This window comes from Halosimplex carlsbadense 2-9-1 (genome assembly GCF_000337455.1).
GTDB lineage: Archaea > Halobacteriota > Halobacteria > Halobacteriales > Haloarculaceae > Halosimplex > Halosimplex carlsbadense.
The window spans coordinates 222,505-234,794 of the sequence record NZ_AOIU01000031.1 but is presented as its reverse complement, the minus strand read 5'-3'; the positions used below and the strand labels follow the sequence as shown (position 1 = coordinate 234,794).

Below are 12,290 nucleotides of genomic sequence, written 5' to 3'. Positions count from 1 at the left end.
CGCGTGTTTGGTTTCCGTAAAGGGCCCTCGACGACGGTCGTTCCCCTGCAGTCGCGGCGAATCGTCCGTTCTGTTCGGATGCATATTCAGCCGCCGGAAAGCGAGAATCATGTCGCCAGTGGGCACTTTTAGATACAAGCTGTTGGTAGAGTGTCTAATGACCCTCTATCGTTCATCAGGGGGGAGACGAGCGCTGGAAAAAGTCTACACGGCGGCTGTGGAGGCCCTCGATATCGAAGTCGATGAACGATACGTCGAGACGCGGCATGGCCAGACCCACGTTCTATCCGCGGGGCCAGAGAATGGAGCGCCCGTCGTCGTCTTCCACGGCGGCAACGCTACGAATCCACTAACGTTGGCCTGGTATAGCGAACTCGCCGATAGCTATCGACTGATCGCCCCGGACACCATCGGACAACCGGGATATAGTGCCGAAACACGGGTCGATCCCACCGGAGATGCGTACGGTGAGTGGGTTGTCGATCTCCTCGATGCCCTTGACGTCCAGACTGCACGGATGATCGGCACCTCCTACGGCGGTGGTATCATCCTTCGGGTAGCTTCAGTCGCACCCGAGAGAATCGATAGCGCTGTGCTGGTCGTGCCAGCAGGGTTCGGGACTGGGCCACTTGTCAATATGCTAAAAGTCGGTCTTCCGGCGATACTGTATCGCTTCCTCGGGGCCGAATGGCTGTTAGAGCGAAGTCTCACCGCGATGATCACCCGATCCGATCCGGGTCCCGTCGTTCGAGATACGGTCTCCGCGTCGCTCCGATATGTAAACCTCGAACGGGAATTTCCAAGCGCCACTGCTGGCGAACTCGGCGGATTTACCGCACCAGTCGCGCTGTTCGTCGCTGAGAACGATCCCTTTTTCCCACCCGAGGCGGTCGTCCCTCGGGCCCGTTCCCGCCTGCCCAACCTCGTGAAGACCGAGATACTGGACGGGGAGAAGCACATCCTCTCACCGGAGGCTCAAGAGAGGGTGACTACTTCGATCCCCTCGTTTTTCAACGAGTAAACAGTTGCTGCACACGAGCTTGTATTGAGCATTCGCGCGAACGCAGTGAGCGCGAGTCCCACGAACCTGCGAGCGGGCCGCCGACGGCGACCTCCTCGCCAAATAGATGGTTGGTTACAGCTCGACGCGCTCGCCGGACTCGGCGGCCTCGTAGATGGCGTCGATGGCGCGCTGGTCGACGATGCCGTGATCGCCGTCGCCGTGGATGTCCGTGCCGGTCAGCAGGTGGTCGCCGAAGTACTCCAGCGAGCGGCGGGTCTCCTCGATCCCGTCGAACTCGGTGGTGATCGTCGTCTCCCCGCGGGTGATCGTCAGCTCGCGGTCGCCCGAGAGGAAGGCGTCTTCGAGGAGGAGTTCGCCCTCGGTGCCGATGATCCGGAGATTGCTGGTCTCCTGGGTGTTCTGACTGGCGGTGCAGGCGGCGACGACGCCGTCGGGGAACTCGACGGTGAAGGCGGCTCGCTCGTCGGGCACCTCGTCGAAGGCCTCGTGGCCCGACCAGTCCGTCGCGGTGACGGCGACGGGGTCCTCGTCGATGACGAACCGGGTGGTGTTGACGGAGTAGACGCCCAGGTCGGTGACGGAGGCGCCGGGACCGGCCATGTCGGGGTTGAGCCGCCACTGGTCGTAGTTGTCGTTGATGTCCAGCAGGGGCTGGGACATGTTGCCGTGGACCATCGCCACGTCGCCGATGAAGCCCGCGTCGACGAGCTCGCGCATCATGCGGACGGCGGGCTGGACGTGCATCCGGTACTCGACGCCCAGGGTCACGTCCTCGGCGGCCTCGACCAGTTGCTCGGCGCGCTCGGTGCTGGCTTCGAGGGGCTTCTCGCAGAGGATGTCCTTGTCGAACTCGGCGGCCGCTTCGACGTAGGGGAGGTGCAGGGCGTTCGGTGTCGCGACGTAGACGGCGTCGTAGGCGTCGGTCGCTTCGCCCTCGGTGAACTCGTCGTAGGTGAGCCCGTGCTCGATGGACTCGTGCTCGTCGGCGACGCCCTCGGCCTTCTCGGTCGTCGAGGAGACGACGACGGTCGTCTCCAGGTGGTCGAGGACCTCGGTGGCGGGGATGGCGAACTCCATGGTCCACCAGCCGAGGCCGACCATCGCGAACCGCACTTTGCCCTCGTCCGCCTGGGGCCAGTCGCGCGCCGTGAAGTCGTCCATGTACTCCTGTAGATCCATGGACGAGTGCGCGCACGCGACCGGCATAAGTGATGCGAAGCCGGCCGATATCCGCCGTACGAGCGGTTCGCGTTCGGCACGTTCGGACGTTCGAGGTCGGCGTTCGGAGTTGGTGTTCGGACCGCCTCAGCCGCGCCACTCCAGGACCGTCGCCGCCCAGGTGTAGCCGGTCCCCGCGGCGAGAAAGACGACGGTATCGCCGGTCGAGAGCCACCCGCGCGACCGGGCCTCGTCGGTCGCCAGCGCCTGGTCGACGCTCTGGACGTGCCCGTAGTCGTCGAGGTAGTACTGCTCGTCCTCGTCGAGCCCGAGTTCGTCGCAGAGGTACGCGTGGAACGACCGCTTCATGTGAGTTATCGCCGCGAAGTCGAGGGCCGCCCGGTCGAGCCCCGACCGATCCAGGGCGGTGTCGGCGACATCCAGAAAGTTCGCGAGGCTCACATCGCCCAGTCGCTCTTTCATCGATTCGTGGTCGGGCACCCGCAGCGAGTGCATGTCGGCGTCGACGGTCTCGCGGCTCGGGGGGTGGCGGGTGCCGCCCGCCGGCATCACCACGTCCCGGGAGAACGAACCGTCGGTCAGCGCGGCGCTCTCGCGGACGGTCGCGAGCGCGCGGTCCGGCGCGTCGCGTTCGAGGACCATCGCCGAGGCACCGCTGCCGAAGTTGAACGTGAAGGAGGTGTCGGGGTCGTCGTAGTCGACCAGGTCCTCCTCGCGGCTGGCCGCGACGAGCAGCACCCGGTCGAGGGCGTCGGCTTCGAGTTGGGCCTTCGTCTCGCGGATCGCGATCGGCGCGCCGGCGCAGAGCGCGTAGCTCTCGGCGGCGTAGGCGTCGGTCGCGCCGATCCGCTCGGCCACGTCGGCGGCGAGGCTCCAGACGACGTAGTCCTTGAACTCGCTCCCGTGGTAACGGACGGCGTCCAGGTTCTCGGCGTCGCAGTCGGCGTCGGCCAGTGCCTCCTCGGCGGCCGCGACACAGAGGTCGCTTGGCTGTTCGTCCCCGTTCCGACAGACGTGCTTGCGCCGGATGCCCATCTTCTCGACGACCACCTCGCGGGGGATCCCCGAGCGTTCGGCGATGTCGGCGCCACCGACGGTCTCCTCGGGCAGCGCCGTCCCGATACCCGTGAGGTGGACTGTCATCGCTCACCCCACAGTTTCGCGGGCAAGCGCTCGGCGACGGGGCCGCCGAGGTAGCTTCGCAGCGTCCCGACGAGGCCGCTGGGGACGTAGAGGACGAACAGGACGAACACGATACCGACGTAGAGGCTGGCGTGGCCGTTCAGCGCGGCGCCGATGAACCCCTCGACGGTGAGGCCGCCCACGAGGTCCGCCGTGAGCATCCCCTCGGGGAGCGTCTCCCGGAGGAACGGGAGCAGGCCGCCGCCCTGGCCGGTGTTCGAGAGGAACTCCCGGATGGAGTGGTCGAACAGGTGGCCGTACAGCGGGCCGGCGAGCGTGCCGAACCCGCCGATGATGCTCGCCAGCAGCGCGTCGCCGGTCGTCAGGAAGTAGAACGTGCGCTCGGGCGTGACCGACCGGGCGAAGCCGGCGTACAGCGCGCCCGCGACGCCGCCGAAGAAGCCGCTGATAACGAACGCGCCGAGCTTGTAGCGGAACGTGTCGTAGCCGATCGCGGCCGCCCGTTCCTCGTTCTCGCGGATGGCGATCATCACCCGCCCGAACGGGGAGTGGATCACCCGTTGCATCGCGAAGTAGGAGACCAGCGCGACTAGCCCGACCATGTAGAACGAGACGGTGTAGGTGCCGAGTTCGTGGCCCAGCAGGGTCACCGTGTCGCCGGAGAACGTCCCGATTGCGAGGTTCAGCTGGTCGACGAAGGGGATCCCGATCTCGAAGCCTTCGGGGTGGGCCGACCCGACGGCGGGGCCGTCGCGAGGATTGCTCGCCACGTAGTCCCAGCCGCGGACGAACACGTACAGCACCTGCGCGAACCCGAGGGTGATCATCGCGAAGTACACCCCCGAAAGCCGGAAGGAGACGAGGCCGATGACGACCGCCAGCAGCCCGGCGACGACGGCCGCGACGAGCAGCGAAACCATGAACGGTGTCCCCGCCGGCAGGAAGGGGACCTTGCCGTTGGCGATCAGGATGACGGCGTAGGCGCCGGTGCCGTAGAAGGCGGCGTGGCCGAAGGAGAGATAGCCGGTGTAGCCGCTGATGAAGTCGAACGACATGGCGAACAGCGCGAAGTACAGCACCGCGACCATCGAGTCGACGCGCGGCAGGACGGCGACCGAGAAGTCGTGGATCAGCGAGGGGAAGACCGGGAACGGAAACGTCGTCAGCAGGTGGTAGACGCCGGGGTAGGCGACCAGCGCGAGGATCACGGCCAGGTGGACCTGCTGGCTGCGGAGGTGTTCGACGGGCCAGGCGAACTCGCGGTCGCCGACCCACTGAGTGACGGAGCTAATGGCCCCCCACCTCCTCGACGCCGAACAGCCCCTGCGGTTTGACGATCAGCATCCCGACGAGGATGAGGAAGACGGTGATCTCGGGCAGCCACGTCCAGGTGACGACGACGTTCTGGAACCACCAGGTCGTCGTGGCGTCGGCCATCCCGACGATGAGCGCGCCGGCGACGGTCCCGCGGAAGGTGCCCAGGCCGCCGATGATGACGACGACGAACGCCGGCAGCAGCGTCTCGGCCGCCAGCGGGACGTTCGCGCCCCAGACGGGGTCCCACATCAGCAAGGCGCCCGCGGCGCCGGCCACGCCGGCACCGAGCGCGAACACGACGGTGAACACCCGGCGCACGTCGATACCCAGCGCCTCGGCCATCTCCGCGTCCTCGCTGCCGGCGCGGATGTACAGCCCGTAGCGGGTCCGGGTCAGGAACGCCCAGATGCCGAGGACGGTCGCCGCGCCGAGCGCGATCTCGAACAGCGCCAGGCCGCGCACGGAGAGCGGCCCGATCGACTGCTCGGCCGAGAGGATAGCGGGTCGCGTCCCGAGCGCCGCCCGCCACTCCGAGATGGGCTGGAGCCCGTAGAACAGCACGACGATCCGGACGATCTCCTCCAGCACGAGCGTCAGGCCGAACGTCAGGAGGATCTGGTAGATCGGCGGTCGGTCGTACAGCTGGCGGATGAGTCCGACCTCCAAGACGGTGCCCAGCAGTGCGAGCGCGAGGAAGACGGCGACGAGCGCGACGAAAAAGAGCGCGAGGCGGGTCCACGCGCCCGTGGCGCTCCCGACGAGCGTGACCATGACGAGCCCGGCGAGGTAGGCGCCGATCATCGTCAGCGAGCCGTGGGCGAAGTTCAGCACGCCCATCAGTCCGAAGATGAGCGTCAGGCCGCTGGCGATCATCACGTAGATGGCCGACTTCGCCAACCCCTCGACGGCGACGCTGGCGAGCGTGTCCGGGCCGAGGAACTGCCGGAGCCCCTCGCCGAAGCCGAGTTGCATCGCGGTGGCTCCGAGGTCGGACAGCGCCGGAGTCACCGCGGACCCGGCCGCCCCGCCGGCCGTCGCGACTGCGCTTGCGGTCATGCGGAGAGATACCTCCTGAGGCGTTCGTCGTCGGCGGACACGTCGGCGGTGTCGCCGTCGTCGACGACCTGCCCTTTGTCGAGGACGTAGAACCGGTCGGCGAGATCCAGCGCCAGCGGGAGGTTCTGCTCGACGAGTAGCAGCGTGGTCTCGGTCGCGGCGTCGGCCAGCGCCTCGGCCACGTCGGCGACGATCTGGGGGGCCAGTCCCTCGCTGGGCTCGTCGACCAGTAGGAGGTCGTTGTCGCCGACGAGGCCGCGCGCCAGCGCGAGCATCTGCTGTTGACCGCCCGAGAGCGTCCCCGCCTCCTGATCCCGGCGCTCTTCGAGGATCGGGAACGTGTCGTAGACGGTCGCGACCCGTTGGCCCGTGTCGGCGCCGTCGGGCACCGCGACGCGGACGTTCTCGGCGACGGTGAGCTGCGAGAATATCCGCCGGTCTTCGGGGATCCAGCCCACGCCGCGCTCGGCCACCTCGTGGGGTTCGAGGCCGACGAGCTCGTCGCCGCGGTAGGTGATCGTCCCCTCGCGCGGCGGCGTCAGCTGGAGGATCGACCGCAGCGTCGTCGTCTTGCCGACGCCGTTGCGCCCGACCAGCGCGACGACCTCGCCCGCCTCGACCGAGAGCGTGACGCCCTCCAGCACGTGGCTCTCGCCGTAGTAGGTCTCCACGTCTTCGAGTTCGAGGAGGGTCACCGCGGCCACCTCCGGGGCGATCGCGGCGCGCTCACGCGATTCCTCCCGTGTCGTCTCGGTCGGGGGCGGTCCCGTCTCCGCGGCGGTCGAGGTCACCGGGTTCGTAGCCGCCGAGATACGCCTCCTGGACGGCGGGGTCCGCGCGGACCGATTCGGGGTCGCCGTCGGCGATGACCGCGCCCTGGTTGAGGACGACCACGCGGTCGGAGACTTCCATGACGATGTCCATGTTGTGTTCGACCAGCAGGACGGCGTGGTCTTCGGCCACGTCCTCGATGAGCGCGACGATGTCGTCGACGCTCTCGGAGGAGACGCCGGCGTTCGGTTCGTCGAGCAGGAGCACGTCGGGGTCGCCCGCCAGCGCGACGGCGACCTCCAGCTGGCGGCTGGCGCCGTGGCTGAGGTTCTCCGCGAGGTCCTCGGCCCGGCCCGCCAGCCCCACCCGGTCGAGGATGTCCCTGGCTTCCTCGACGTACTCGTCGTAGGCGTCGACGTTGCGCCAGAACGTCGCGGCGTCGTCGCCGGCGGCCTGGGCCGCGATCCGGACGTTCTCCAGCACCGACAGCGTCGGGAAGACGTTCGTGATCTGGTACGAGCGGTGGACGCCCAGCGCCGCCGTCTCGTCGGGCGAGGCGTCGGTCACGTCGACCCAGCCGTCGCTCCCGCCCCGGTCCAGTTCGATCGTCCCGCGGGTGGGTTCGAGCGCGCCGGTCAACAGGTCGAAGAACGTCGTCTTCCCGGCGCCGTTGGGGCCGATGAGCGAGCACAGCTCGTCGCCGAGTTCGAAGTCCACCCCGTCGACGGCGGTGAGGCCGCCGAACTCCTTCGTGAGGCCGTGCGTCCGCAACATGCTCACAGCGAGCAGTTCATGTCCGGGCTGTCGGCCGGGATGGTCGCGTTCTCCCCGGAGATGCGGGCCTGGGGTTCGCCGGGCATGATCGAGGCGCCCCAGGTGTCGGCGTACTCGTCGCTCGTCGGGACCGGACTCGCGACGGTCATCTCCGAGCGGGCCTGGTTGTTGTACTCCTGGAAGGTGTAGCCGTCCGCGCCCTTCGGCGTGTCGGCGACGGTCATCCCCTTCATCGCGCCGGCGATGTCCGCGCCCTCGGTCGACCCCGAGGTCTGGACGGCCTGGTGGATGGCCGAGGCGGCGGTGAACGTCCCGGAGGTGAACAGGTCGGGGACGACCTCGTAGGTGTTCGTGTAGCTGTCGACGAACGCGTCGTTGATCTCGTTGTCGTACTGGTTCCAGTGGTACCGGGTCGTGAACGGACCGAGCTGGGAGTCCTCTATCTTCTCGGCCGTCAGCGGCGACCCGAGGACGCTCTCCATCGTGTTGCCGACGACCTGGTTGGTGATCTGGGTGGCGAAGCCGCCGAAGGCTCGATAGGAGTAGTCGCCCGAGAGGAACGAACTGAACAGGTTCGGGAGCGTCGTGACGGTGAAGCCGCCGACGATCCCCTCGGCGCCGGCCTCCTCGGCGTTGTCGAGCAGCCCGTCCCACTCGGCGTAGCCCTGCTCGACGAAGCGCTTGCCGACGATTTCGACGCCGTTGTCCTGCAGCACGGACTCGTAGTTGTTGACGACGGCGCGGCCGAAGCTGTAGTCGGCGCCGAACAGGAACACCCGCGACACGTCCGTCTCGTTGGCGACGTAGCGCCCGCCCGAGCGGGCGTCCATCGCCGTGTTCTCGCTGGCCCGGAACACCAGGTCGCTGCAGTAGTCGCCGCTGGACGTGATCGCCGCCGAGGCGGCCGGTCCCGCTACGAACGGGACCTGCGCCTGGCTGACGACCTGGCCGATGACCCGCTCGGCCGCCGACGAGGACGAACAGCCGAACAGCATATCGACGCCGTCGTCGCGGACGAGCGACGTGGCCGCCAACTGTGCGGGGTCCGCCGCGAACTCCGTGTCGCGGACGAGCAGCCGGTAGTCCACGTCGCCTACGGTCACGGTCGTCTCGCCGGTGCCGACCGTCCCCGCGGGGTCCGCGCCGGCCTTGTAGGCCAGCCCGGAGAGGAATCCCCACAGGCCCTGCTGGCCGTAGTACGACAGGTTCCCCGACATCGGCTGGAGGACGCCGATAGTCACCTCGCCCGATACGCTGCTCGCCGTGCCCGTCGCTGTCCCGTTCATGCCTGAGTCGTCGGTCGCCGCGTCGCCGTCCGTTCCGTCGCCACCGCCGTCAGCGCTGGTGTCGGCGCCACCGTCATCGCCGTCGCCGCCGGTCGGTGTCCCGTCGCCGTCCGAGCAGCCCGCCAGCGCCGCGGCGCCGGCGACACCCAGTGACTTCAGCGCCCGCCTCCGCGTGATATGCTCTCGCATGATAATTAGTGATACTACACTCACGGCCATATCCACCCGGGTTCACATGTTAACGAGCGGGTTCGGCCGAGGAAAACGGGAACGCGGGATGGCCGAACGGCCCCTTATTCGGCGTCGTCGAGGTCGTCGAGCGCGTCGACGACGCGTTTGATCATCTTGCGCTGGCCCCTGCGGAGGTTCTTCGAGACGGCCGGCTTGGACACGTCGAACTCGTCGGCCAGCGTCCCGAGCGTGGCGTCGCGGGGCGATTCGAAGTAGCCCGAGGAGACCGCCGTCTCCAGGGTTTCGCGCTCGGTCTCGGAGAGCTCCTCGCAGCCCTGGATGAGCGTCATCGCCGCGCCGGCGTTCTGGACGAGGTCTCCCATGTCGGGCAGCGTCGTGTCCGAGCGCTCGACCACCTCGAACTCGTTGTCGCGTTCGAGCTCGGCGAGCGTCTCGTCGGCCTGGCCCGGCCGGTCGAACCCGACGTGCCACACCTCGCTGCCCTCCTCGATGTAGAACGGGCCGGTTATGTAGCCGTCGTTGTCCCGGATAGTCTCCATCGCCGCCGTCTCGTCGATGACCGTCCGGATGTGGGCCACGTCCTCCCGGCGGGAGAGCAGCGTGTAGTCGTGCATGTTGCCGTGCTCGCGGAGCGCGTCGAGCCCGCTGGAGAGCTGGCCGCGGTCGCCGCCCTCGACGACCATCCGCGTCTCCAGCGCCCGCCGGGACTGGTCGAACTCCCAGTGGACCGCCGAGAACGCGACCCCGTAGTCGGCCGTCGTATCGATGAACGGACAGTCGTACTGCTCCATGTCCATCGAGATGTCGATCATGTGCGGGGCACCCTCTCCCCGAAATGACTTCCCTCACGAACATAAATGATCCTACCTTCGTAGGTACGGTTCGGGGTAGGTAAGTCATACTCCGGGCAGCAGTGAACGGCACAGGGACGGTGAGGGAGGGCCGAAGCGGGGCCGACGACGGTCACTCGCCGAACTCGGCGGCGACTGCGTCGCGGTCGAGCTTGTCGGGGCCGCTGGTGGGGAGTTCGTCGACGAACGCGAGGTGACGGGGGTGCTTGAACCGCGCTAGCCGGCCGTCGAGGAACGCTCGGAGGTCGTCGAGCGCGAGCGGGTCGGTGTTCGCCGCCCCGTCGGCCGCCGTCTCGCTGCCCGCGTCGGCGGCGAGTTCGACGACCGCCTTGCCGACCTGGCCCCACTGGTCGTCGGGCACGGCGATCACGACGGCGTCGGCCACCGCCGGGTGGTCGGCGATGGCGTCCTCGACTTCGGCGGGATACACGTTCTCGCCGCCGCTGACGAACATGTTCTTCTTGCGCCCCTCGATGGACACGTACCCCTCGTCGTCGACGCGGGCCAGATCGCCGGTCGATACCCACTCGCCGAACGTCGCCGCCGATTCCTGGGGCGAGGACCAGTAGCCGTCGGCGGCGTGAGGCGACCGGAGCTGGAGTTCGCCGATCTCGCCGGCGGGGAGTTCCCCGCCGTCGTCGTCGACGACACGCGCGTCGACGTGTACGTTCGCCACGCCGACGGTGTGGGCCTTCTCGCGGGGCCAATCGTCCGGCATCGCGAAGTTGTTGGGGCCACATTCGGTCAGCCCGTAGCCCTGCGAGAGGTCGACGCCGCGGTCCCACCACGCCTCCATGACCGACTCGCGGCAGGGACCACCTCCCGATTTGACGAACCGCAGCGAGGAGAGGTCCGTGTCGGCCCAGCGGTCGTGGTCGGTCATCATCCGCAGGACGGCGGGGACGGCGACGAGGACGCTGGCCGACCGCTCCTCGACGATGCCGAGGATCTGGCCGGGGTCGAACTCCCGGTCTATCACGACCGTCCCGCCCATGTGGAAAATCGGGAGCGTCAGGACGTTCCAGCCGCCGGTGTGGAACATCGGGAACACCATCGGCGTCACGTCGTCGTCGCGCAGCCCCCACGCCGTGATCGTGTTGACGGAGTTCCAGACGAGCGCCTCGTGGGAGACTACGGTCTCTTTGGGCGTCCCAGTCGACCCGCCGGTGTGCAGGAAGAGGTGCGGGTCGCCGGGGTCGACCGCCGGTCCCTCGAACACCGAGTCGTCGGCCGGGAGCGCGGCGTCGTAGGCCTCCCAGGTGGTCGCTCCGCTCCCCTCGACCGGCAGCGACAGGATCGGCGCGTCGGCGTCCCAGGCGCCCTCGTCGGTCGCGTCGCCGACGAGGCCGGCGAACGGCTCCTCGACGACGACGAGTTCGGGGTCGACGGCCGCCAGGAGGGCCGCGAGTTCCGGCGGGGCGAGCCGGTGAGACAGGGGAGCGAGGACGCCGCCGGTCTTGCCCGTCGCGAAGAACAGATCGACGTACTCCGGGCGGTTGCGCGAGACGACGGCGACCCGCCCGCCCGCGGGCCCGCCGGTGTCGTCCGCCGCTCGTGCGACGCCGTGGTCGGCCAGGAGGCGCGCACAGCGGTTCGCCCGCCGGTCGAGGGCGGCGTAGGTGTACTCCCTGCCGGTCGCGGCGTCCACGAGGCCGATCCGGTCGGGCGAGAGCGCCGCGCGCTTCTCGCTCCAGGCGCCGACCCACTCGGCTTCAGACATCCTCGACGAACTCCCGGAGCTCGTCGGTGACGCGCTCGTCGCGCTCGACGAAAAAGAGGTGCGACCCGCCCTCGACTTCGACGAGTTCCGCGCCGGGGATCCCCTCGGCGAGGAGTCGCCCGTTCTCCGGCGGGAGCACGCGGTCGCCGGTGCCGTGGAGGACGAGCGTCGGCAGGTCGATCTCGGCCAGTTCGTCGCCCGCGTCGAAACCGACAGCGGCCGCGCTCTGCCACTCGTAGACGTCTTCGGTGGGGTCGGTCTCGAGCCGCCAGTCGACGATCCGGTCGACCACGTCCTGATTCGCCGCCCAGAACTCCTCGGAAAAGGCGGGTTCCATCTTGTGACGGACCGTCTCGGTCGGCCCGTAATCGTCGGGGACGGCGAGCATCCGTGCCTGGGTCTCCTCGGGGATCGGAACGGCGTCGTCGCCGCCCGGCGTGGTACAGAGCAGCGCCAGCGACTCGGCGCGGTCGTAGTCCAGCGCGTAGCGCTGGGCGATCATCCCGCCGAGGCTCGCGCCGACCAAATGGGTCCGCTCGATCCCGGCGTCGTCGAGGACCGCTTCGAGGTCGGCGGCCATCTCCTCGACGGTGTACGGTCCCTCGGGCGCCTCGGAGTCACCGGTGCCGCGATTGTCCATGACGACCGTGCGATACTCGGAGAGCGCCTCGCGCTGCCAGTTCCACATCCAGGTCCCGTAGGCCAGCCCCTCGAGGAACGTCACCGCCTCCCCCTCGGGTGGCCCCGCCACGTCGTAGGCGATCCGGGCCCCGTCGTTCGTCGCGTACGTCATGGCGGCAGTATCGAACTCCCGACCCTTCAACCCGGACGTTCACGTGTGAACCCCGTGAGAGGTCTCCGAACGCTCGAAACTGCGGCACAGGTTTCGATCCACCGACTCTAGGTCGATCTTTCGGCCGAACTACCTCGGAAAAACGGTTCGGCATGGCCGAACTAGTTTCGACAAAGTTCCGCCC

General features: G+C 68.4%; 11 protein-coding genes. 1 reads left to right on the top strand and 10 read right to left on the bottom strand.

Going from position 1 to position 12,290, the window contains the following annotated elements:
* Positions 1–157 precede the first annotated feature (157 nt).
* Entirely contained in the window at positions 158–1,021 is an 864-nt protein-coding gene (locus C475_RS13330; RefSeq protein ID WP_049930575.1) for an alpha/beta fold hydrolase, read from the top strand.
* A 114-nt stretch (positions 1,022–1,135) separates the two neighbouring features.
* Here the strand turns inward: C475_RS13330 and gfo6 are convergent, their stop codons facing one another.
* The 10 genes from gfo6 to C475_RS13280 form a co-directional block, all read right to left on the bottom strand.
* Positions 1,136–2,203 carry a D-xylose 1-dehydrogenase Gfo6 gene (gene gfo6, locus C475_RS13325; RefSeq protein ID WP_049930573.1) on the bottom strand — a complete coding sequence of 356 codons (1,068 nt, stop codon included), beginning with the start codon at positions 2,201–2,203 and terminating at the stop codon, positions 1,136–1,138.
* Between the two features lie 126 nt (positions 2,204–2,329).
* On the bottom strand, positions 2,330–3,346 hold the full coding sequence (locus C475_RS13320; RefSeq protein WP_006884367.1) for a 3-oxoacyl-ACP synthase: 1,017 nt from the start codon (positions 3,344–3,346) through the stop codon (positions 2,330–2,332).
* Positions 3,343–4,554, bottom strand: a complete 1,212-nt coding sequence (locus tag C475_RS13315) for a branched-chain amino acid ABC transporter permease (RefSeq protein ID WP_006884366.1) — start codon at positions 4,552–4,554, stop codon at positions 3,343–3,345. Before C475_RS13315 ends, C475_RS13320 begins: the two co-directional genes overlap by 4 nt.
* A gap of 79 nt (positions 4,555–4,633) precedes the next feature.
* Positions 4,634–5,635, bottom strand: coding sequence for a branched-chain amino acid ABC transporter permease (locus C475_RS13310; protein ID WP_049930636.1), 1,002 nt, complete (start codon positions 5,633–5,635; stop codon positions 4,634–4,636).
* An 80-nt stretch (positions 5,636–5,715) separates the two neighbouring features.
* Positions 5,716–6,414, bottom strand: coding sequence for an ABC transporter ATP-binding protein (locus tag C475_RS13305; protein ID WP_049930635.1), 699 nt, complete (start codon positions 6,412–6,414; stop codon positions 5,716–5,718).
* Positions 6,415–6,445: 31 nt separating this feature from the next.
* Positions 6,446–7,264 (bottom strand): ABC transporter ATP-binding protein, encoded by an 819-nt coding sequence (locus C475_RS13300; protein WP_006884363.1) that lies wholly within the window; start codon positions 7,262–7,264, stop codon positions 6,446–6,448.
* 2 nt (positions 7,265–7,266) lie between these two features.
* Positions 7,267–8,739: an ABC transporter substrate-binding protein gene (locus C475_RS13295; RefSeq protein WP_006884362.1), complete on the bottom strand. Its 1,473-nt coding sequence runs from the start codon at positions 8,737–8,739 to the stop codon at positions 7,267–7,269.
* 104 nt (positions 8,740–8,843) lie between these two features.
* The gene (locus C475_RS13290) at positions 8,844–9,554 is read right to left on the bottom strand and encodes a helix-turn-helix domain-containing protein (protein WP_006884361.1); all 711 of its coding nucleotides are present in this window, start codon (positions 9,552–9,554) and stop codon (positions 8,844–8,846) included.
* A 151-nt stretch (positions 9,555–9,705) separates the two neighbouring features.
* A complete protein-coding gene (locus C475_RS13285; RefSeq protein ID WP_006884360.1) occupies positions 9,706–11,313 on the bottom strand; it encodes an AMP-binding protein in 1,608 nt (535 codons plus the stop codon).
* On the bottom strand, positions 11,306–12,106 hold the full coding sequence (locus tag C475_RS13280) for an alpha/beta fold hydrolase (RefSeq protein ID WP_006884359.1): 801 nt from the start codon (positions 12,104–12,106) through the stop codon (positions 11,306–11,308). Before C475_RS13280 ends, C475_RS13285 begins: the two co-directional genes overlap by 8 nt.
* Positions 12,107–12,290: the final 184 nt, after the last annotated feature.

Excerpts from the sequence above, each read along its gene's own strand:
- C475_RS13330 (WP_049930575.1), top strand. The coding sequence starts at position 158 with ATGACCCTCTATCGTTCATCAGGGGGGAGACGAGCGCTGGAAAAAGTC.
- gfo6 (WP_049930573.1), bottom strand. The coding sequence starts at position 2,203 with ATGGATCTACAGGAGTACATGGACGACTTCACGGCGCGCGACTGGCCC.
- C475_RS13320 (WP_006884367.1), bottom strand. The coding sequence starts at position 3,346 with ATGACAGTCCACCTCACGGGTATCGGGACGGCGCTGCCCGAGGAGACC.
- C475_RS13310 (WP_049930636.1), bottom strand. The coding sequence starts at position 5,635 with ATGCAACTCGGCTTCGGCGAGGGGCTCCGGCAGTTCCTCGGCCCGGAC.
- C475_RS13300 (WP_006884363.1), bottom strand. The coding sequence starts at position 7,264 with ATGTTGCGGACGCACGGCCTCACGAAGGAGTTCGGCGGCCTCACCGCC.
- C475_RS13295 (WP_006884362.1), bottom strand. The coding sequence starts at position 8,739 with ATGCGAGAGCATATCACGCGGAGGCGGGCGCTGAAGTCACTGGGTGTC.
- C475_RS13290 (WP_006884361.1), bottom strand. The coding sequence starts at position 9,554 with ATGATCGACATCTCGATGGACATGGAGCAGTACGACTGTCCGTTCATC.
- C475_RS13285 (WP_006884360.1), bottom strand. The coding sequence starts at position 11,313 with ATGTCTGAAGCCGAGTGGGTCGGCGCCTGGAGCGAGAAGCGCGCGGCG.
- C475_RS13280 (WP_006884359.1), bottom strand. The coding sequence starts at position 12,106 with ATGACGTACGCGACGAACGACGGGGCCCGGATCGCCTACGACGTGGCG.